Raw genomic sequence first — 22,165 nt, forward strand, 5'->3', positions numbered from 1 at the left:
AGATAGTGTGCAGACCACATCCGCCAGCAAGATATTCCAAGACAGCTTTCTTCTTTAATTCGGAGCTGTAAACGCGGTTCTTTTTTGTCGGGGCAAGACCCAAAGCACCCTCCTGTCGATATATCCGAGCCCATCTGGCTATTGATGCAGGTGCAACCTTGGCTCGTCTGGCGGCTTCCTCTCTTGAAATTTTCCCAGATACATACTCTCGAGTGATTTTAACTTTTTCAGTAACCTCTATTTTAGATTTTTGTGGCATAAAAATACTCCCTTCATGATGAACAGTGTTTGTTATTTCACTGTCTCTCATAAAGGGAGCATATCATTTTAGGCGGCGCATCGTTTTTATGGATTTCCTATCTGTACGAAAAACCAAACTATCTTATACAATCAATGGCACTTATTGTATTGGTGATGATTGTATATATGCTGCCCAACCCTTGGATTGGCAAGGTACTTACCTCAATGGCCATTGTGGCAGGCTTCTTCATCTATGCCGGACTTACGATTAAAACGTTGACTGCCAATGAATTTGCCGCCGGTATTGTATTTGTAGTACTTGTGCTGTTCATTCGGGCTGTGGGTTCATACAATAACGAATACCAGCGACGTATGCTGTTTATAAAAAGCCGTAAGCTCGAACGGCTTTCAAGAACCGATCCGATGACGGGTGCTTATAATCGCGCGTCGCTCAGCCGCCATATTCAAGACCGAATGGATAAATGCCGGATAGAAGGGCATCCCTTAACCCTTATCATCCTGGACATAGACGATTTTAAGAAGATTAACGACCGATACGGCCATCTTATGGGCGACAAGGTGCTTATCGATATCGTGGACCTGGTGCGTTCCCGCCTTCAGGATACAGATCTATTGTTCCGCTGGGGCGGTGAAGAGTTTATCGTGTTACTTCAGGCTCCGCTTGCCCAAGCTGAAGTGATTGCTGAGGACTGCAGAAGAAGCATTGCCGAGATTGTATACGAAGGCAGCTTAGGGGTATCCTGCAGCTTCGGCCTTACGGAATACCGCGAGGGCGACAATATGGATACTATTCTGGCACGTGCGGATCAAAAACTCTATTTAGCAAAGGCAAACGGCAAAAATCGTGTGGAAGTGTAATGCGGCTTGTTTGGCCCATTGAGTTGTTCTACATATATACCATTCTGTGTGATTTTTATCGGCCTTAACCACAATATAGCGTATAACAGTACAAAAAAAATCTTTAAGCCGTCATTTTTATGAAGAATGACGGCTTAATTTTAATTTTGTTAACACATAATAAAATAAAATGATGTACTATTTAACAAGGTACTGGCTTCAGATTGCATATTTCCTACAGATTTCATACAAATCAGATGGTTTTACAGTGTACTGTATTGCAAAAATAACGAAAATTATGTAAAATAAAAATTAGTTATAGGTTTTCCGCATTTTCTTACTGCTTGCCAGTTGTAAGGTATTACTTAGTTGCTAAAGACCAGACATAAACAAAAAGAAGAAGGGGTACATTATGTCAAACAGACTATTTCAGGGCGTAGTTCATCAGATGCGTGACTCGATAGACAGAATTATCGGGGTAGTAGACGAGAACGCCACCATCGTATCCTGCAGCGAACTCTCGAAAATCGGGGAAACGGTTTTAGAGGTAAGCGGCTATCAGCCCTTCGATCTTTCCGATTCACACGATACCTTTGTTCGTGACGGCTACACCTACAAGCCGTTCGGAACCCGTCCGCGCCCGGATTACGCGGTATTTGTAGAGGGAACCGATGATCTGGCCATTAAGTATGCCTCCATTCTGGCAGTTTCGCTTGCCAGTATCAAGCAATACTATGATGAGAAATATGATCGCAATAACTTTATTAAGAACGTTATACTCGATAATATCCTGCCGGGCGATATCTACGTGAAGGCCCGTGAACTGCACTTCAGCACCGATGTGAGCCGCGTAGTGGTGCTTATTCGTGTTACCTCTACCAACGATGTTTCCGCCTTTGAGGTAATCCAGAACCTTTTCCCCGACAAGCAGAAGGACTTTGTGTTTAACATCAGCGAAAGCGATGTAGTGCTTGTAAAGGAAATCAAGCCCAACATTGAGTCGCGCGATCTTGAAAAGCTTGCCCGTTCTATTGTAGACACCCTTTCCAGCGAGTTCTACACCTCGGCAGTTGTGGGTATCGGTACAGCGATTGTGGGCATCAAGGAGCTTGCTCGTTCCTTTAAGGAGGCGCAGGTTGCGCTTGAGGTTGGTAAGGTGTTTGATACCGAAAAGTCGATTGTCAGCTACGATAACCTTGGTATCGCAAGGCTTATCTATCAGCTTCCCACCACTCTGTGCGAGATGTTCCTCCGCGAGGTGTTTAAAAAGGGTTCCATCGATTCACTCGACCACGAAACCCTCTTTACCATCCAGCGTTTCTTTGAAAACAACCTGAATGTGTCCGAAACCTCGCGCAAGCTGTTTGTGCACAGAAACACCCTCGTTTACAGGCTTGAGAAGATCAAGAAGCTTACCGGCCTAGACCTTCGTGAGTTTGACCATGCTATTGTATTTAAGGTTGCGCTCATGGTAAAGAAATATCTTACTGCCAATCCTGTAAAGTACTAGTTTCTTCGCAGTAAAACGACGTTTTTTTAGCACCATACTTTCATTGAAGGTAAGGATCCTGTATGCGTGTCCGAGCGCGCGAAAAGAATAACCCGTCTGGGGCACAATTATTTAGATCCGGAGGCGAAAAACGCTTTGATTAGATTCTCGGGTGTGTCAAAAGTATATCCAAACGGTACAAAAGCCTTGAAGGACGTTAACCTGAAGATAGACGACGGTGAGTTTGCATTTGTTGTAGGCTCCTCCGGTGCGGGAAAGAGCACGCTCATTAAGATGATTATGGGCGAAGAGCGGCCCACCAAGGGGATTATAGAGGTAAACGGCTATAATATTTCCCGCATCAAGCACCGTCAGATACCAAAGCTCAGGCGTTCGATGGGCGTAGTATTTCAAGACTTCCGACTGATTCCGACAATGACAGTTTACGATAATGTGGCCTTTGCGCTGCGGGTTACCGGAGTAAACCCAAGGGATATCCGCAAGCGTGTTCCTTACATACTGGGGCTGGTAGAGCTTGCGTCCAAGGCCAAGTGTATGCCGCTTGAGCTTTCGGGCGGCGAGCAGCAGCGTGTTGCGCTTGCGCGTGCACTGGTGAACAATCCGTCGCTCATTATTGCGGACGAGCCTACCGGTAATATCGATCCGGAACTATCTTTTGAAATTGTAGAGCTCTTAAACGAAATCAACCGCTGCGGTACAACCATCCTGATGGTAACCCACGAGCACAACCTGGTAGCGCATTTTAATAAGCGTGTTATTACTGTGGAAAACGGCAAAGTGATTTCCGATGGCGTGGGCTTAGAATGGGGGCCATGATGAAGGGAAGCAGTATAGGGTACCTTTTAAAAGAGGGTGCAAAAAATGTATGGGTTAACCGCATGATGTCGGTTGCCTCTATCGGTGTACTGACGGCTTGCCTTTTGCTGATTGGCGGCGCGGTACTGTTTTCTATCAATGTCAACAGCATTGTTGGCTATGTTGAATCGCAGAATGAACTGAAGGTGTATCTGAAAAGCGATATTACCGATGATGTACGTTCCTCATTGGATGCGAATATACGCAAGGTGGCTAACCTTGGTGATATAGAATACATACCCAAAGAGAAGGGGATTATCACCTTTTCTAAAACAATGGGCGAATACAGTGATCTGATGGCCGGGCTGGAGGGTGACCAAAACCCGCTGCCCGATGCTTATGACGTTAAGGTTAAGGATTTGTCCGCGTTGAATGCAACCGTTCAGGCCCTGCAGAGTCTGGAAGGGGTAGACAGTGTCGCAGCACCCGTTGAGGTGGCAAAATCCATCACCGGTATTAAGAATGCGGTTACCGTGTTTGGCATTATTGTTGTAGCCATCCTCGTGCTGGTTTCGCTGATAATTACCGCGAATACCATTAAAATAACCGTTTATAATCGTCGAAAAGAGATTAACATTATGAAGTTTGTCGGTGCCACCGACAGCTTTATTCGTCTCCCCTTTATTATAGAAGGCACGATTCTGGGCTTGCTTTCGGCCCTATTGGCCTTTTTGGCTGTATGGGTGGGGTATGATTACTTGCTTTCGCACCTTACTCAAGGCGCTGCCGGCTGGCTCAGCCTCGCTTACAAGAATTTTGTACCCTTTGATCAGGTGGCGATGAAGCTGTTTATCGGTTTTATCGGTGCCGGTGTGGTGTCCGGTATGTTCGGCAGTATGCTGTTTGTCCGCAAGCACCTTCGTGTTTAGTAATATTCTTTTCATTAGGGGGGTTATGCAATGAACCGTAAGGCGAAGAATGGCTTTAGAATCACGATATCAGCAATTTCTGCCTTGATGCTGGTTACTGCGGCTTTCCCGCAGGTAGCCTATGGTTTTACGTTATCCCCGTCAACCTCATCCAGCGGCACTTCCGGTACCGGTTCAAGCTCGGGTTCAAGCTCGGGTTCAAGTTCCGGCTCAACAAGTAGCTCCGGCAAAAACACCAATACCGAAAAGTTGAATAACCTGAAAAACAATTACGAGCAGCTTGAGAAGGAAAAAAAGGCAATTGAAGCAAAGCTCAAGGATATTAAAAACGAGAAATCTCAAACTATTGCCGAGCGTAACAGCATCAGCCGCCAGATAGATATCTCTAACGAGCAACTGGCTCTTTTAAAGGATAAGATTAAACTTATTAATGATGAAATAAGTAAAAAGGAATCAGAAATATCTGCAAAACAGGCTGATATCGACAAAAACTACGAGCTCTTCAAATCCCGTGTCCGTGCGTTATATATGACTGACAAATCCAGCGTCATGAATATTATTTTCGGTGCACAGAGCTTCACGGATTTTCTGGAGCGCAGTGAATACATAAAACGTGTAACCGACCATGATGAAGCCTTGCTGAAACAGCTTAAAGCCGACAAGGCCGCGATTGAAGCCGCTAAGGCTGAGGTTGATGCCGATAAGGCAGAGCTGGAGCAGGCACAGGCGGACGAGGCACAGAAGAAGAAGGAGCTTGATGGTCAATACGCCAAGGTTAGTGCCGATGTTGCTCAGCTAAAAAAGATGGAAGCGGAGTTTAACGCCAACCGCGAAGCAATAGAAAAGGATATGAAGGAAACTCAGGCCGAGCTAGCCAAGATTTACGCCAGCATGAAAAGTATAGGCGAGTATGTGGGCGGTGAATACACCTGGCCGCTGCCGGGGTACAGCACGATCTCCAGCCCTTACGGTTGGCGTTTTGGCGGTGGCGATTTTCATACCGGTATTGACATTACAGGCTCCGGTGTTTACGGAGCGTCTATTAAAGCCGCTAACGAGGGTAAGGTATGTTTTGTGCAAACCAACTATACCCCCGGCAAAGGCTATGGCATGTATGTTATTATCGACCATGGCGGCGGGCAGACCACGCTTTACGGTCATATGTCAGCTATTTCTGTAAGCTTGAACGAATATGTGTCCAAGGGGCAGTCCATCGGAAACGTTGGTTCCACGGGCTGGTCAACCGGGCCGCATCTGCACTTTGAAATTCGTTTCAATGGTCAGCATACCAACCCGATGAACCAGTTCCATAAAGTATAGAATAACACCGGGCAGCAGGTCCATTCGTGGGGACGACATAACCTGAAACCTGCGGAGAATACTGCGGAAACGGAGGCACAATGAGAAAGAAGATTTCCCTCGGCGCGGCGCTTACCTTTATGGCAATTACCGCCGCCGTAACGTTTTCAATCACCATGGTTATCGCGATGTCCAACTTCAACTCAATGGTTTATAACCTGAAAGAGCGCGAGTCGATGTACGAAAAACTATCGGAGCTTGAGCGCATCGTTCGCCAGAACTTCAGCGGCAAGATTGATGAGAGCCTTTTGCAGGATAATATTGCGAAGGGGTTTTTGAACGGCTTGGGTGATGCGTATGCGGGCTACTACACGCCTGAACAGTACAAGCTGCTATCAGAGGAGTATGCGGGCAAAACCGTAGACATCGGCGCGAAGCTGGAGAAGGACCCTTCGGGTTACCTGGTTGTTACCGAGGTTTACACCGAGTCGTCGGCAGAGAATACCGGCTTGATTGTAGGGGACTTAATCATTAAGGTTGATGAACTTGATGTTACTGCCAATACAGCGAATCAGGCACTTGAAAAACTTAAGGGTAACGCGGGCACCAAGGTAAGCTTAACGGTACGCCGAGACAAAAAGGATAATCAGATTGAGGTAACACGCCGTGAGGTGGATATCCCTTCGGTATATTCCAAGCTCATAGATACCAATGCCTATATTAAGATTGTTGAATTTAACGACAATACTGCCTCTCAGTTTGAAGCAGCAGTTGACGATATGATTAAGCAGGGTGCTACCGGTCTCATCTTCGATCTTCGCTTTAACGGAGGCGGCACATTGAATTCCGCAGTGGCAATGCTGGATAAGCTGCTGCCGGAAGGTACGCTGGTTTCCGCCACCTATAAGAACGGTGAGACAAAAATTCTTGCAAAGAGTGACTCGAAACAGGTGAACCTGCCGATGATGGTGCTGACTAACGGAGACACGGCCTCGGCCTCCGAACTGTTTGTTCAGGCGCTGCGTGATTACGGCAAGGCAAAGTCGGTGGGTACCAAAACCTTCGGCAAAGGGTCGATGCAGCAGCAGTTTAAGCTAAATGACGGTTCTGCGGTTGCATTTACCGTAGCGTTGTATAACCCGCCAAAGAGTGCAAACTTTAATGGTATAGGCCTGCAGCCTGATTTTGAAGTAAAGATCCCCACTGAAACCGAAAAAGAACTTGCAACCCTGCCGGTGGAGGATGAATCGGTAGACCTTGACGCGCAGCTGAAAAAGGCGGTTGAGGTTATTGAAGCCACCAAGAAGAATATAGGTGAGGTCGCTCCTGGTGGTTCGGAAGGTGCTGCATCTGCCGCAGCCCCCACTAATACCAGCAGTGCTTCCTAAGATAACCGGCATCTATACGTTCTTAACCACCTGCATTACTTGCAGGTGGTTTTCAATAAGCCTTTCCGCAGTTAAAAACACAAGGCTACAATTCTTATAAGAAGTCATGATACCATATCAACATGGCATATACTTGCGTAATGAAGATTCAGCGCCGCAGTTCACGGGGGCGATGCCATGTTTATTATTGCAGTTCCACAATTTCATAGCAACATCGGCCTGCTAAAGCGTTTTAAAGCGTGGCGTGCCCGCAGGGATACGGTACAGCTTTATAAGTACGGCGGTATCACATTTTATACAATAGCCATACCTATAAAAAAAGGGGTACCGAATTACAGCGAGCTGCAGGAACTTGGCCCCAGATTTTCCGGGCGACTGCTCATGGCGCAAGGGTTAGGCCCAACAGAAGATCTAAACAGTCTGCTGTTTTTGCCCAAACAACTGCCGCAGAAGATTATGCTTAACGTAAGCACAAAAATCTGCGATTCGCTGCCAATTCCACTAATTCGACGCAGTATCGGCCTTGTTGACGCGGATGGAATATATACGTCATTTGCGGAAAAACTGATAAAACATTCCCCCACAGTAAAGATATTCACCAATAATTTTGAAGCCTATGAAAATACTCAGGAGGAATTGCTCTCTCTTTATGGTGCACCGCTTGTAATAACAAACCGGATTTCCTCGCTTGCTGATTGTCAGGTGATTTACTCTCCTAACCCGTCAGATGCAGATGAAGCGGCGAAGTTGGGGGCCATCACTGTAAGCGGCGGGGTGCAGGGCAATTTCGAGTGGGAGAATGTGTTTTCTCTATATGAGCTTGATATACCGCTGGAAGCGGCAGAGCACATGCCGCAGGGAGTCAACCCCATTCATTTTTTAAGTGCCGCATATGAGCTGTGCGGTAAAAGAGAATATGAGGATATCCTACCGCATTCCTTGCTTACGGGCAGGCAGGTACTTGCCTATTCCTCGCTTTCCGATTATATTAAAAAGAGGTACAAGGTGCCCGGAGTATCCGGGTAATGAACCCCGGCACACCGAATATTTTATTCAATAAGAAGAAAAAGCAACAGTTTTTAAAATAGTTTTTGTCGAATAATCCAATTCAAACAATACATCACAAAGGCATTCTTCTATTGACATCCCCGACGCGTTTTACTATAATACAAATATTGTCACGGTTTAAGCTGGTATTACACAATGTATTGCCGCCATCATACAATGATAGCGGCTAGCGTTCATATGGCTGCATGGCTACTACACTTTCCGCCATGCTATTGCTACTGAAGAAAGGAACAATGACTTATGGCAAAACCGATTTTACTTACCGATGAGGGCTTAAAGAAACTTGAAGATGAGCTGGAACAGCTTAAAACCATAAAACGTAAGGATATATCCGAGAAAATCAAGGTAGCACTTTCGTTCGGGGATCTTTCCGAGAACAGCGAGTACGACGAAGCGAAGAACGAGCAGGCTATTATTGAAGCGCGCATTGCCACCATCGAGGCAATGCTTAAAAACGTTAAGCTGTTAGACGACGATGAGATCTCTACCGAAACCATCAACGTTGGTTCAAAGGTTACGGTTAAGGATATTGAGTTCAACGAGGAGCTCACCTATTATATTGTGGGTTCCACCGAGGCTGACCCGGAAAAAGGCAGAATCTCCGACGAATCGCCCATCGGCAAGGGGCTGCTCGGTCATAAGACCGGCGATATTGTGGATATTGACGCGCCCGCGGGTGTTATCAAGTTTGAGATTCTCTCTATCAGCAAATAATACTTTTCTGATGAAAATAACTATACCGGTATAATCTCAGCAGCAGTTGATAACAGGTAGCTTTGCGTGAGCGCATGGCTGCATTTGACTGTATGAAAGGATAGAACAAAATGAGCGAAATAATCACCCCAGAGCAGGAAAGCGAAGAGCAGAGCCTATCCGAGGTTCTGCAGATCAGAAGGGATAAACTTACCGAGTTAAAGCAGAATAATAAGAATCCTTTTGAAATTACCATCTTTAAGCGTACCGCGTACGCAGCTCAAATCACCGAGTGCTTTGAAGAGTTTGAGGGCAAAGAGGTAAGCCTTGCGGGGCGCATTATGGCTTGGCGTGACATGGGCAAGGCCAATTTCATTGATGTGCGTGATGCCAGCGGCAAGATGCAGGTGTATGTAAAGATTGACGATATAGGCGAGGAAAACTACAACGATTTCAAGAAATGGGATATCGGTGATATCGTTGGTGTTACAGGAATGGTTTTTAAAACCCGCCGCGGTGAGGTGTCGGTACATTCCCATTCCTTAACCCTGCTATCCAAGTCGCTGATGCCGCTCCCTGAAAAGTGGCACGGCCTGAAGGATACCGAGCTTCGCTACCGCCAGCGTTATGTAGATTTAATTGTGAATCCTGAGGTTAAGGATACCTTTGTAAAGCGTTCACTGATTATCAAGGAGATTCGTGCCTTCCTCGATAGCCTCGGCTATCTTGAGGTTGAGACCCCGGTGCTGCACAATATTGCCGGCGGTGCGGCGGCAAGGCCGTTTATCACCCACCACAATACGCTGGATATGGATTTGTACATGCGTATTGCGCTGGAGCTTCACTTAAAGCGACTGATTGTAGGCGGTTTTGATAAAGTGTATGAAATTGGCCGCGTGTTCCGCAACGAGGGTATCTCGGTGCGCCACAATCCCGAATTTACGCTATTGGAGCTTTACGAGGCCTATACCGATTTCCATGGCATGATGGATATCGCTGAAAACCTGATTCGCGATGTTGCGAAGAAGGTGCTAGGCACCGCCCAGATTACTTATAACGGCATTGAGATTGACCTTGACAAGCCCTTCGAGCGCTTGACAATGGCCGATGCCGTTAAGAAATACGCGGGAGTAGATTTTAACGAGGTGCATTCCACCGAAGAGGCACGCGCACTCGCCGATAAACATAATATCAAGTACGAGCAGCGCCATCTTAAGGGGGATATCCTCAACCTATTCTTTGAGGCCTATTGTGAAGAAAAGCTGATACAGCCCACCTTTATTACCGAGCATCCCGTAGAGATATCTCCGCTTGCAAAGCGTAAGCCGAGTGATCCGGATTACACCGAGCGCTTTGAGCTCTTTATTATCGGGCGCGAGTACGCTAATGCGTTCTCGGAGCTTAACGATCCTATCGACCAGCGTGAGCGTTTCGAGCGTCAGGCGCAGCTCAAGGCCATGGGTGACGACGAGGCTTGTGATATCGATGAGGATTTTCTTTCCGCTTTGGAATACGGCATGCCTCCGACAGGCGGTATGGGTATCGGCATCGACCGTTTAATCATGCTGCTTACCGACAGCTATTCCATCCGGGATGTACTGCTGTTCCCCACTATGCGCCCGAGAGAATCTTAATTCAGTGTTTTAGTATTGCTTAAACGAATCTCATCGGTTAAACGATGAGATTCGCTTTATAGAAAGGGCTATTCAACCATGACACAGAAAGAGTTTAAGCGTAAATGGGATAATTACTGGTACTACTATAAATGGCATACAATTGCTGGCGTGTTCGTATTGTTTTTAGCTATCCTCTTCACCAAGGACATGATTTTTAAAGAGAAGTTTGATGCTACTATCCTGCTTTGTACCTCGTATTATGTAGACGATACAAAGGTAGAGGAACTAGAAAAACAGGCGGAGAAATACTTCCCCGACGTTGACAAAAACGGAGAAGTTAATATCGCCGTTGAACCAATCTTTATTACGAAGGATGCAAAAGGCGAGCCCACCGATCCGCAAACCGCCTATGCGATGCAGATGAAGATGATTGCCGAGATTACATCCGATCCTGCAATGGTTTATATCTTTGATCAAAGCTACTACGATACCTATACCGAGCAGGCACCTCTTCGAAAGCTTTCCGACGACTTCCCCGGCAATAAGCAGGTGGAGAATTCTGCGTGGAAGATTGGCGAATCTGACTTTGCAAAGAATAATTTTTTGAAGGATTATTTTGCCACAAGCGGTCAGCAGATTTATGCAAGCATGGGGAATGGGGAAGATATTAAGAAGGCTAATGAGCAGGAGCGGTATAAAAAGATTTTTGAGGGTTTTGCCAATATGGTAAACAACAAAGCAATTGTTCAATAGTTGAGTGTTTACCGAAATTTTTCATCCAAGGTATAGACAAAACCCGGCGAATCGGTTATACTAATACGCAAGATATTCTATAAAGTGAATAAAAAGCAACCTTTAAGTTGGTCCGGAGAGGCCGACAAGGCGGCGGGGTTTTCATAATACCGGGGAGGATACTCCGGTAGCTTTTATGAACACAGATTACGGCCAAACTGTCGGGATTACGGACGGTTTGGCCTTTTTGTATGCCCATAAGCCCATAAATGACATATCCGGCGGGATATCAGCGCAGTTGTAAAGGGGGAGCAGAAGATGAAGGAAAAAGCAGAAATCATGGATGAAAAAGCGGTTGCCCGTGCTATTACCCGTATCGCGTTTGAGATTATAGAGAAAAACCACGGCGCCGAAAACCTTTGTATTGTCGGTATCCTCTCGCGCGGTGCAGAGCTTGCCGCGCGCATCTCGGCAAAAATCTCCGAGGTTGAGGGTAAAAGCATAGAGGTAGGGCTGCTGGACATCACCCCCCACCGCGATGATCGAAAGGGAAAAGAACTTGGGCAGGATCAGTCGCTATTAAACTTTGAGATTACCGATAAAAAGATCATCCTTGTAGACGATGTTATCTACACCGGGCGCAGCGTGCGTGCCGCCATAGACGCCATCATGTCACGGGGCAGGCCGAAAAACATCCAGCTTGCGGTACTGATTGACCGCGGGCATCGCGAACTCCCCATCCGCGCCGATTATGTGGGAAAAAACCTGCCCACCGCTAGCGAAGAAACGGTAAAGGTTCAGGTGAAGGAACGCGACGGTATCGATAGGGTAGCAATCTTTACAAATGCCGAGGCGAATTCACAATGATATTTTCTACAGCTAAAGCAGAAAAGTATTGAATAATTATACACATCAATGTATAATTATGTAGAGCAGAAAACATTTAAGAGGTGTATACCGGAAAGGGCAGAGTGAATATGATGCTGCAAACCAACGATGCCCCTAAAAGTGTTTTGATAAAAGGCGCTTATGTAATTGACCCATTGAGTCAGTTGGATTCGATAAACGATATTCTTATCATTAACGGCTTGATTAAGAAGGTCTCGCCTGATATTACCGATACAGCGGAAATTATTATAGATGCAAGCGGCCTTTTCGCGGCCCCGGGGCTTATTGATATGCATGTTCATCTGCGTGACCCTGGTTTCACTCATAAGGAGGATATCGCCTCCGGCACGCAGGCGGCTGCTGCGGGTGGCTTTACCGCAATAGCCTGTATGCCCAATACCAACCCGCCCATAGACAGCGCAGAGATTTTGAATTATATCAAGTTACAATCGGCAGGCTGCCCCGCAAGGGTGTACCCTGTGGCCTGTATTACTAAGGGGATGCAGGGGAAGGAGCTTTCCGACTACGACGAGCTTAAACAGGCAGGTGCTGTTGCCGTAAGCGACGACGGAAGGCCGGTTGAAAATGCGGCACTGATGCTCGGTGCGCTGAAAGCCTGCGCACAAAAAAGCCTACCCGTTACCAGTCACTGCGAAGACCTCTCCATTATCTCAGGCGGCATCGTCAACGAAGGCGCCGTCAGTGAAGCACTTGGTGTAAAGGGAATGCACCGCGCCAGTGAAGACAGCATCACCGCCCGCGAGATAGCGCTGGCCGAAAGCCTTGATGTTCCGGTGCATATCGCGCATGTAAGCACCAAAGGCTCGGTCGGTATTATTCGCAGCGCAAAGGCCAGAGGGGTAAAGGTAACCTGCGAAACCGCCCCGCACTACTTTACGCTTACTGAAGAAAAGCTGCTTTCAAAAGATGCAAACTACCGCATGAACCCGCCGCTGCGCTGTGAAAGTGATCGGCTTGCTGTAATAGAGGGTATTTTAGATGGCACCATCGACGCCATTGCCACCGACCACGCACCGCACGCCCCGCAGGAAAAGGCGAATTTTTATAAAGCACCCAACGGCGTGGTGGGGTTGGAAACCTCCCTCGCAGTATCCATCACAAGCTTAGTTAAAACAGGGCTCATCACCCTCAGCCGGCTGGTAGAGCTGATGTCGCTAAACCCCGCGCGTATTCTTGGGGTGGCGGGCGGCACACTCACGCCGGGCGCTGCAGCAGATATCGTACTGTTTGACGTAAACGAAGAGTATACGGTAAACCCCGAGGTTTTCCGTTCTAAATCGCGAAATACGCCGTTTGCGGGTATGAAGCTCGCGGGGCGTGTAAAATATACCCTTATGGGCGGCAGTATCGTATACAAGGATTAAATAATTCCTGCACAGCCCAAAGAAAGGACGTACCATGGCGTTTGATACATTGATTCAAAAAATTAAGGGAACCAACAACGTTACAGTGGCGGGGCTTGATCCTAAACTAGACTATATCCCTGCCTTCATTAAAAACGCGGCCTACGAGCAGTATGGCAAAACCCTTATGGGAGCCGCCGAGGCGCTCTTCCGGTTTAACAAGGGGCTGATTGACGCCCTCAGCGGGATTGTACCCGCTGTAAAACCGCAGTGCGCTTATTACGAGATGTACGGCTGGCCCGGCGTGAAGGCTTTCTATGACACAGTAGCCTACGCCAAGAGCAAGGGGATGTATGTAATTGCCGATGGCAAGCGCAACGATATCGGTTCCACGATGGAATGCTACGCACGTGCCTTTCTGGGCGAAACGGCGGTAGAGGATGAAACCTTCACCGCGTTCGGTGCCGATGCACTTACCGTAAACGGCTACCTCGGCACCGACGGTATTGCGCCGCTGCTCTCTATCTGCAAGCAGAGCGATAAGGGTATCTTTGTTCTGGTAAAAACCTCCAACCCTTCCTCCGGTGAACTGCAGGATCAGCACATCGCCGACGAAACCGTCTTTGAGAAGATGGGCACCCTGTGTGAACAGTGGGGAGCACAGGCGATGGGTGCAAGCGGGTATTCCGCAGTGGGCGCCGTGGTGGGGGCAACCTACCCCGAACAGTTAAAACTGCTTCGTCAAAAGCTGCCGCATACCTTTTTCCTTGTGCCGGGCTACGGCGCGCAGGGCGGCGCTGCCAAGGATGTGGCGGGTGCGTTTGACCAAAACGGCATGGGTGCTGTGGTGAACTCCTCCCGCGCCATTATGTGCGCCTACCAAAAGGGCGGTTACGACGAAAAAGACTACGCGCAGGCGGCAAGGGATGAAGCGATCCGTATGCGCGATGAAATCAACGCATACAGAGGTTAGTGTAAAAAATTTACACAATGAAAAACCTCTGTCGGGGCACAGCCCCTCCTGTAACGGCTTTGGCCGTTTAACCGAACTTTTTCATTGAGTTTTCAAATATGAGGATTAATCGCCTCTGAAAAATAGAATTACTTTGTGCAATGGGGGAATGGGATATGACTGGTACACCCAAAAAGGCGTTTATCCTTTTGGCGGACGGCAGTGTGATAGAGGGCGAAAGCTTCGGCGCCGAGGGCACAACCATCGGCGAGATTGTTTTCGCAACAGGTATGACCGGGTATCAGGAGATGCTTACCGACCCGAGCTACTACGGGCAGATTTTAACACAGACCTATCCGCTCATCGGTAACTATGGTATCAACAGCTTCGACAGTGAAAGCGGCAAGTCGTGGGTAAAGGGCTATATCGTGCGCGAATGGTGCGACGAGCCCTCCAACTTCCGGTGCGAAAACGGTATTAATAACTTTCTAAAGGAGCAGAACGTCATCGGCATCTGTGGTATCGATACCCGCGCGCTCACCCGGAAAATCCGTGAGAGCGGTGTTATGAACGGCATGATCACCACCGAGGATGTTATTGCGAAGAAGGATGAGTACTTAACACAGATTAAAGAATATGTGATTGCCGATGCGGTAAACCATGTAACCTGCGAAAAGCCGTTTGAAGCCGTGAGCGAGCAGCATGACTATAAGGTAGTGATGATGGACTTTGGCTACAAGGCGAACATCCTAAAGTCGCTGCAAAAGCGCGGCTGTGATGTCACGGTGGTTCCGGGTGGCACCAAGGCTTCGGAGATTCTTGCCAAGAAGCCCGATGGCATTATGTTAACCAACGGCCCCGGTGACCCCGCCGAAAATGTTGAGATTATCGAAAACCTGAAGGAGCTTGTGAAGTCGGGTGTTCCCATCTTCGGCATCTGCCTGGGGCACCAGCTCCTGGCGCTTGCACAGGGCGCAAAAACCAGTAAGCTGAAATACGGCCACCGCGGCGGTAACCAGCCGGTGAAGGATCTGCTGAAGGACAGAACCTACATCACCAGCCAGAACCACGGCTACGCGGTGCTTAGCGATACCTTAAACCCCGAAATCGGCACGGTAAGCCATATCAATGTAAACGACAACACCTGCGAAGGTGTGCTGTATAAAAACACCCGTGCCTTTACGGTGCAGTTCCACCCCGAGGCGAGCGCGGGCCCGATGGATACGGCCTATCTTTTTGACCGTTTTATAGATTTGATGAAGGAGGCCAAATAGATATGCCAAAGCGTTCAGATATTAAAAAGGTACTGGTAATTGGTTCCGGCCCTATTGTTATCGGGCAGGCCGCCGAATTTGACTACGCGGGCACACAGGCGTGCCGCGCCTTAAAATCCGAGGGGCTTGAGGTGGTGCTCATCAACTCCAACCCCGCCACCATCATGACCGATAAGGCAATGGCGGATAAGATCTACGTTGAGCCGCTTACCCTTGATGTGGTAAAGCGCATTATCAAGATAGAAAAGCCCGACAGTGTGCTCTCCACCCTTGGCGGGCAGACCGGTCTTACCCTTTCCATGCAGCTTGCCGAGGAGGGCTTTTTAGAGGAGAACGGCGTTAAGCTGCTCGGTGCAAACCCCACGACTATCCACAAGGCCGAGGATCGTCAGGCCTTTAAGGATACGATGATTGAAATCGGCGAGCCGGTTATCCCCTCTAAGGTCGAAACCACTGTGGAAGGCTCTCTTGCCTTTGCAGAGGAGATTGGCTACCCCGTAATCGTACGCCCCGCATTTACCCTCGGCGGCTCGGGCGGCGGTATTGCCTACACCAAGGAAGAGCTTAGCGAGATTGCCACCAACGGCCTTCGCCTTTCACCTATCACGCAGGTGCTCATTGAAAAGTGTATCTCGGGTTGGAAGGAAATCGAGTTTGAGGTAATGCGCGACAGCAAGGATAATGTAATTACCATCTGCTCAATGGAAAACTTCGACCCGGTAGGCGTTCATACCGGCGATTCGATCGTAGTAGCCCCCGCGCAGACACTCGCCGATAAAGAGTACCAAATGCTGCGCACCGCCTCGCTGAACATCATCTCAGCGCTCAAGGTAGAGGGCGGCTGCAACTGCCAGTTTGCCATGCACCCCACTACCTTCGACTATGCCGTTATCGAGGTTAACCCGCGTGTATCGCGCTCCTCGGCGCTTGCCTCCAAGGCCACGGGTTATCCCATCGCAAAGGTGGCCTCCAAGATTGCCATCGGCTACACCCTCGACGAAATCAAGAACGAGGTAACCGGTAAAACCTGCGCCTGCTTCGAGCCCGCGCTCGACTATATCGTGGCGAAGTTCCCGAAGTGGCCGTTTGATAAGTTTGTATACGCCAAGCGCACCCTCGGCACCCAGATGAAGGCTACCGGCGAGGTTATGGCCATCGGCACCAGCTTTGAGCAGGCCATCATGAAGGCTGTGCGCTCTATCGAGCTGGGGCTGGATACCTTAAACCTGCCGAAGCTTGCACATAAAACCGATGCCGAGATTGCCGAGCTGGTTTCGCATTGCGACGACGAGCGTATGTTTGTGGTATTCGAGGCCATCAAGCGCGGTATGGATATCGACTGGATTCACGAAACCACCATGATTGACAACTGGTTCTTATATAAGCTCAAGAAGCTCGCCGACGAGGAGCAGACGCTTGCCGAAGGGGAGCTTACAGAAGAAAAATACCTCAAGGCCAAGCACATGGGCTTTTTGGATAAAACCATCGAGCGTCTTTCTGGGCAGAAGGTGTTAAAGCCGCGCTATGCATCTTATAAGATGGTAGACACCTGCGCCGCCGAGTTTTCGGCCGAAACCCCCTACTTCTACTCCACCTACGACGATGAAAACGAGGCCGCCGAATTCTTGCAGGAGCACCAAACCGGTAAAAAGAAGGTTCTGGTATTCGGTTCCGGCCCCATACGCATCGGGCAGGGAATCGAGTTTGACTACTGCTCGGTACACTGCGTGTGGTCACTGAAAGAGGCAGGGTATGAGGCGATTATCGTCAACAACAACCCCGAAACGGTTTCCACCGACTTTGACACCTCCGACCGCCTGTACTTTGACCCGCTTACCCCCGAGGATGTCCGTTCCATCATCGAAACCGAGAAGCCTTGGGCGGTAGTGGTGCAGTTCGGCGGGCAGACCGCCATAAAGCTCACCAAGTATCTCAAGGATATGGGCGTGCGAATCTTGGGCACCAGCGCCGACAGCATTGACGCTGCGGAGGACAGAGAGCGCTTTGACGAGCTGCTCGAGCGCTGCCGTATCCCGCGCCCCAGAGGCACCACGGTGTTCACCACCGAGGAGGCCGCCGAGGCCGCCAGAAAGTTGGGCTACCCTGTGCTGCTGCGCCCCTCCTACGTACTGGGCGGGCAGAACATGATTATTGCCTACGGCGAAAAGGATGTTCTGGAATACATGGACATTATCACCGCCACGAAGCTTGAAAACCCCGTGCTCATCGACAAATACATGATGGGTACCGAGGTGGAGGTAGACGCCATCTGCGACGGCGAAAACTTCCTCATCCCCGGCATCATGGAGCATATCGAGCGTGCGGGCGTACACTCGGGCGATTCCATCTCGGTTTACCCCTGCCAGCATCTCTCCAAGCGCATTAAAAACACCATTATCGACTACACCGGCAAGCTGGCACGCGAGCTTAAGGTAATCGGCCTTGTAAACGTGCAGTATGTGGTGTATAACGACATGGTGTATGTCATAGAGGTAAACCCCCGTTCCTCCCGTACCGTGCCCTATATCAGCAAGGTAACCGGCGTGTCGATGGTGGATATGGCTACCCAGATCATGCTCGGCAAAAAGCTTACCGATTTTGGCCTCGGTACAGGGCTTTATCCGGAGGCGGACTATGTTGCAGTGAAGGTGCCGGTATTCAGCTTTGAAAAGCTGCACGACGTAGACACCCACCTTGGCCCAGAGATGAAGAGTACCGGCGAGGTGCTGGGCATTGCCAAAACCTTCGAACACGCGCTGCTCAAGGGCCTTGTTGCCGCTGGGTATAACATGAAGAACCGCGGCGGCGTGCTGTTCTCGGTGCGTGACAGTGATAAAGAAGAGGTTATCTCGGTAGCCGACCGTTTCGCGAAGCTGGGGTTTGATATCTATGCCACTGCGGGCACCGCGTTAAAGCTTAACCAGAACATGGTGGCGGCAAACTCGGTACACAAGGCGGGCGAGGAGAAGCCCAATGTAATAACGCTGCTTGAAAGCGGAAAGATAGACTATGTAATGTCTACCTCCTCCAAGGGCAGAAAACCGCAGGCCGAGAGTGTGAAGCTTTGCCGTAAGGCCGTAGAGCGTTCCATTGCCTGTCTCACCTCCATCGATACCGCACGGGCCCTGCTCGACTGCCTAGAGATGGAAAGTTCCATCAACGACGTAGACCTTGTGGATATCACCAAGATATAAACCTTACGGCGGACGGGGAATACCCGCCCGCCGTTTAGCGGTTTGACAGTATTGGTAAAAAAGAATTTTCAGCATTTCCGTATGAAAGGAATGTTATAAATATGAACTACCGTCAGGGCGTTTTTACGCTTGCAAAATGTGAGCAGCTTGCCGAAACCACCTACAGCTTTGTAATTACCTGCCACGAGATTGCCTCACTTGCGAAAGCGGGGCAGTTTGCCCATCTGCGCGTGCCGGGCTTTTCACTCCGCAGACCGATTTCCATCTGTGAGGTGCTGCCCCAAGAGGGTGCTATCCGTGTGGTGTTTGATATCCGCGGTGAGGGCACCAAGGCACTTGCAACGCTGAAGTCTGGTGATTCTATTGATATAATGGCACCGCTCGGCAATGGTTTTAGCCTGCTTGAACCGGATAAAAAGGCTATTGTCATCGGCGGAGGTATCGGCGTACCGCCGCTCTTAGAGATTGCAAAGCATTACGGTGAAAATTCCCGTGCGGTACTGGGCTTCCGAAGCAAGACGGCTGTAATTCTTCAAAACGACTTTGCTTCCGCTGGCTGTGGCGTACATCTCTGCACCGATGACGGCAGTATGGGGCGCAAGGGCTTTGTTACTGCAATTCTAAAGGAACAGCTGGATGCCGAAAAACCGGACATTCTCTATGCCTGCGGCCCAAGGCCGATGCTCAAAGCGGTTGCAGCCTTAGCCAAGGAATACGGCGTACGCTGCCAGCTTTCGTTAGAGGAGCGCATGGCCTGCGGTGTGGGTGCCTGCCTTGGCTGCGCCTGCAAAACGAGGAAAGACGGCAAAGAGACCTACAGCCATGTATGCAAGAACGGCCCGGTGTTCGAGGCCGAGGAGGTGGTTTTTGATGAGTAATCTTGCAGTAAAAATAGCGGGCGTAACCTTTAAAAACCCAGTTATCACGGCATCGGGTACCTATGGCTTTGGCAGGGAATACGAGTGTCTTTACCCGCTTTCCGCGCTCGGCGGGGTATCGCTCAAGGGCATGACCCCCGCTCCTCGTATGGGCAACCCGCCGCCAAGAGTGGCCGAAACCCCCTCCGGTATGCTCAACTCGGTGGGTTTGCAAAATCCGGGCGTGGAAGCGTTCTTAGATAATGAGCTGCCGTATCTTAAAGATAAAGGCACCGTGCTCATCGCAAATGTTGCGGGCAGCACTATCGACGAGTATCGCAGCATCTGCGAGCGGTTGGATAACAGCGGTGTTCATATGATAGAATTGAACATCTCCTGCCCTAATGTGAAGCAGGGCGGTGCGTCGTTTGGCACCAGCTGCGAAAACGCAGCCTCGGTGGTGCGTGCGGTTCGCCCTATGGTAAAGCATGTGCCGCTGATGGTCAAGCTTACCCCCAATGTCACCGACATCACTGCAATCGCACAGGCGGTGGAGGCCGAAGGAGCCGATGCGGTTTCACTCATCAACACCCTGCTTGGTATGCGTATTGATATTAAAACGCGACGCCCTATCCTGAAAAACAATGTTGGCGGATTAAGCGGCCCCGCGATCTTCCCGGTTGCCGTGCGCATGGTATGGCAGGTAGCCAGCAAAGTTAAAATACCGGTGGTGGGCATGGGCGGTATCACCACTTGGCAGGATGCCGTCGAGATGATGATGGCAGGTGCTTCTGCCATTCAGATAGGCGCAGCACTGTTTACCGACCCTTATGCCCCCATAAAGATTGTCGAAGGTTTAACAAAATATCTTGACGATAACGGTATTGCGGATATAAACTCAATAGTAGGGCAGGTTCAGCCCTGGTAAAGCTAGAAAGATAAATCTATCATTCTAACATAAATCTTTTACAACACCTAACAGGGTATATGGAAAGGACCGGTTCTTGCTATGACAGATGTTTACCTTGTACGCCACGCGCAGACCAGCGGGAACAAAACCCGTACCTTTCAGGGGCGCACCGACGCAGACATCACCGAAGAGGGTGCAAGCCAACTGAAGTACTTGGCCGAGCGCTTTAAGAATATCTCGTTTGATAAAATCTACTCGAGCCCCTTGCAGCGGGCTCGTAAAACGGCACAGGCTGTTAACCTCTATCACAATAAAGAGTTGGTGCTGGAGGAAGGAATCATCGAAATTGACGTCGGTAAGTTAGAAGGAATCCCCTTCGCCGAGCTGTACCAGCTGTATCCAGAGGATGTGCAGGTATTCATAAACACGCCTCATCTTTTCAAAAGCCCGGGCGGCGAAAGCATGATGCAGGTGTATGAGCGTATGGTAACTACGTTAGGCAGGCTGGTGGGTGAAAACAAGGGCAGCCGTATCGTCGTTGTTACCCACGGCTGTGCGCTTCAGAATTATTTAGCCTACGCACTCGGTTATGGGCAGGAGGGTATTCAGCGTGCACCCATTTGTTTGAATACCGCTGTAACGCACCTTAGGTTTACCGAAAACGGCCTGCCGTTTGTTGTAGCGCTCAACGACGCATCACATCTTTCCGCCGAGCAGCTCGAGCAGGGGAAATGGGAGCTTAAGCCCTAGGTCTGGTTATATATTGAAGCTATGTTAGGAGTAGAAGTATGAAGATTATGGCGGTTGATTTCGGCGATGCACGTACCGGCCTCGCAGTATGTGATAGAACCGAATATATGGCCGAGCCTATCGGCGTTATCCACGAAAAGACCTTTGCGCTCGTCCTGCAAAAGGTGGCTATTGCCGCAAAAGAGTACGATGTGGCGATGATTGTCGTGGGCTACCCCAAAAACATGAACGGCAGCATCGGCCCGCGCGCCCAGAAGTGCGCCGACTTTGCCGAAAAGCTTAAGGCTCTGGTGGATATCCCCGTAGAGCTGTGGGATGAACGCAGCACTACTGTTTCGGCCACCTACTTTTTAAACGAAACCAATGTACGCGGCAAAAAGCGCAAGGCGGTAATCGATGAGGTTGCCGCAACCATCATCCTTGAAAGCTACCTTGCCTACCGTAAAAACATCAATCAACAGGCACAACAGCCCAAAGAATAGGGCCAAAACCAGTTCGTCACCAGAGGTATAGTTTGAAACAAATCACAAGCAAGCCACTCTCAAAAGGGCATAACAAATCAGACCATTCGAGAATGGTCAAAAAAACAGATTGAACAGCTACAGGACCTCGCCGCTTTCCTCGTCTAATATCAAGAAACCTTTGCTGCGCAGGAATGTAATAGCCTGAGTCATGGTCAGTTCGCGAGCGGCAGGCGGCTTATCGGCCTTTCTGTAGAGCTTGGCGCTGTAGACCTCATTCTTGCTGAGAATGTGCCAAATAGCAGTCAGGAGTTTTCTTGCAATCGCAATAACGGCTTTCTTTCCTCCGCGACGTTTTTTAAGCTCGAGATACTTGTTCTTGAGTTC

Annotated in this window: 20 protein-coding genes and 1 pseudogene; 19 read left to right on the forward strand and 2 right to left on the reverse strand. The window is 49.3% G+C overall.

Annotation, left to right across the window (positions count from 1 at the left end; translation table 11 throughout):
- Positions 1-259 (reverse strand): helix-turn-helix domain-containing protein (locus BLR50_RS12560; RefSeq protein WP_162840410.1); only part of this gene is annotated, 259 nt, incomplete at its 3' end.
- 155 nt (positions 260-414) lie between these two features.
- On the opposite strand from BLR50_RS12560, the gene BLR50_RS12565 reads away from it, so the two are divergent.
- The 19 genes from BLR50_RS12565 (at position 415) to ruvX (ending at position 21,799) form a co-directional block, all read left to right on the forward strand.
- Entirely contained in the window at positions 415-1,119 is a 705-nt protein-coding gene (locus BLR50_RS12565) for a GGDEF domain-containing protein (protein ID WP_242871765.1), read from the forward strand.
- A gap of 391 nt (positions 1,120-1,510) precedes the next feature.
- A complete protein-coding gene (locus BLR50_RS12570; protein WP_092642943.1) occupies positions 1,511-2,608 on the forward strand; it encodes a PucR family transcriptional regulator in 1,098 nt (365 codons plus the stop codon).
- A gap of 135 nt (positions 2,609-2,743) precedes the next feature.
- Positions 2,744-3,424 (forward strand): cell division ATP-binding protein FtsE, encoded by a 681-nt coding sequence (ftsE, locus tag BLR50_RS12575; RefSeq protein ID WP_092642989.1) that lies wholly within the window; start codon positions 2,744-2,746, stop codon positions 3,422-3,424.
- Positions 3,424-4,332: a permease-like cell division protein FtsX gene (gene ftsX / locus BLR50_RS12580; RefSeq protein ID WP_162840437.1), complete on the forward strand. Its 909-nt coding sequence runs from the start codon at positions 3,424-3,426 to the stop codon at positions 4,330-4,332. The genes ftsE and ftsX overlap by 1 nt, the downstream gene beginning before the upstream one ends.
- 30 nt (positions 4,333-4,362) lie before the next feature.
- Positions 4,363-5,652, forward strand: coding sequence for a murein hydrolase activator EnvC family protein (locus tag BLR50_RS12585; RefSeq protein ID WP_092642949.1), 1,290 nt, complete (start codon positions 4,363-4,365; stop codon positions 5,650-5,652).
- An 80-nt stretch (positions 5,653-5,732) separates the two neighbouring features.
- Positions 5,733-7,019, forward strand: coding sequence for a S41 family peptidase (locus tag BLR50_RS12590; protein WP_092642952.1), 1,287 nt, complete (start codon positions 5,733-5,735; stop codon positions 7,017-7,019).
- 177 nt (positions 7,020-7,196) lie between these two features.
- Entirely contained in the window at positions 7,197-8,045 is an 849-nt protein-coding gene (locus tag BLR50_RS12595; RefSeq protein WP_092642955.1) for a hypothetical protein, read from the forward strand.
- A gap of 282 nt (positions 8,046-8,327) precedes the next feature.
- Entirely contained in the window at positions 8,328-8,801 is a 474-nt protein-coding gene (gene greA, locus BLR50_RS12600; protein ID WP_092642958.1) for a transcription elongation factor GreA, read from the forward strand.
- Between the two features lie 110 nt (positions 8,802-8,911).
- Positions 8,912-10,414: a lysine--tRNA ligase gene (lysS, locus tag BLR50_RS12605; protein WP_092642960.1), complete on the forward strand. Its 1,503-nt coding sequence runs from the start codon at positions 8,912-8,914 to the stop codon at positions 10,412-10,414.
- 78 nt (positions 10,415-10,492) lie between these two features.
- Positions 10,493-11,149, forward strand: coding sequence for a hypothetical protein (locus BLR50_RS12610; RefSeq protein ID WP_092642963.1), 657 nt, complete (start codon positions 10,493-10,495; stop codon positions 11,147-11,149).
- A 297-nt stretch (positions 11,150-11,446) separates the two neighbouring features.
- Positions 11,447-11,995 (forward strand): bifunctional pyr operon transcriptional regulator/uracil phosphoribosyltransferase PyrR, encoded by a 549-nt coding sequence (gene pyrR, locus BLR50_RS12615; protein ID WP_092642966.1) that lies wholly within the window; start codon positions 11,447-11,449, stop codon positions 11,993-11,995.
- A gap of 110 nt (positions 11,996-12,105) precedes the next feature.
- Positions 12,106-13,401, forward strand: a complete 1,296-nt coding sequence (locus tag BLR50_RS12620) for a dihydroorotase (RefSeq protein ID WP_242871764.1) — start codon at positions 12,106-12,108, stop codon at positions 13,399-13,401.
- 34 nt (positions 13,402-13,435) lie between these two features.
- Positions 13,436-14,353, forward strand: a complete 918-nt coding sequence (pyrF, locus tag BLR50_RS12625) for an orotidine-5'-phosphate decarboxylase (RefSeq protein ID WP_092642969.1) — start codon at positions 13,436-13,438, stop codon at positions 14,351-14,353.
- A 155-nt stretch (positions 14,354-14,508) separates the two neighbouring features.
- Entirely contained in the window at positions 14,509-15,606 is a 1,098-nt protein-coding gene (locus BLR50_RS12630) for a carbamoyl phosphate synthase small subunit (RefSeq protein ID WP_092642971.1), read from the forward strand.
- Between the two features lie 2 nt (positions 15,607-15,608).
- A complete protein-coding gene (carB, locus tag BLR50_RS12635; protein ID WP_092642974.1) occupies positions 15,609-18,800 on the forward strand; it encodes a carbamoyl-phosphate synthase large subunit in 3,192 nt (1,063 codons plus the stop codon).
- A gap of 101 nt (positions 18,801-18,901) precedes the next feature.
- The gene (locus BLR50_RS12640; RefSeq protein WP_092642977.1) at positions 18,902-19,678 is read left to right on the forward strand and encodes a dihydroorotate dehydrogenase electron transfer subunit; all 777 of its coding nucleotides are present in this window, start codon (positions 18,902-18,904) and stop codon (positions 19,676-19,678) included.
- Positions 19,671-20,585, forward strand: coding sequence for a dihydroorotate dehydrogenase (locus BLR50_RS12645; RefSeq protein WP_092642980.1), 915 nt, complete (start codon positions 19,671-19,673; stop codon positions 20,583-20,585). Before BLR50_RS12640 ends, BLR50_RS12645 begins: the two co-directional genes overlap by 8 nt.
- A gap of 81 nt (positions 20,586-20,666) precedes the next feature.
- Positions 20,667-21,317: a histidine phosphatase family protein gene (locus BLR50_RS12650; RefSeq protein WP_092642983.1), complete on the forward strand. Its 651-nt coding sequence runs from the start codon at positions 20,667-20,669 to the stop codon at positions 21,315-21,317.
- Positions 21,318-21,355: 38 nt separating this feature from the next.
- Positions 21,356-21,799, forward strand: coding sequence for a Holliday junction resolvase RuvX (ruvX, locus tag BLR50_RS12655; RefSeq protein ID WP_092642986.1), 444 nt, complete (start codon positions 21,356-21,358; stop codon positions 21,797-21,799).
- A gap of 117 nt (positions 21,800-21,916) precedes the next feature.
- On the opposite strand, the pseudogene BLR50_RS14525 reads toward ruvX, so the two are convergent.
- Positions 21,917-22,165 (reverse strand): annotated as a pseudogene (locus BLR50_RS14525) (IS110 family RNA-guided transposase); the annotation flags it as partial.

The sequence above is a fragment of the Acetanaerobacterium elongatum genome, from assembly GCF_900103835.1.
GTDB classification, from domain to species: Bacteria; Bacillota; Clostridia; order Oscillospirales; family Ruminococcaceae; genus Acetanaerobacterium; species Acetanaerobacterium elongatum.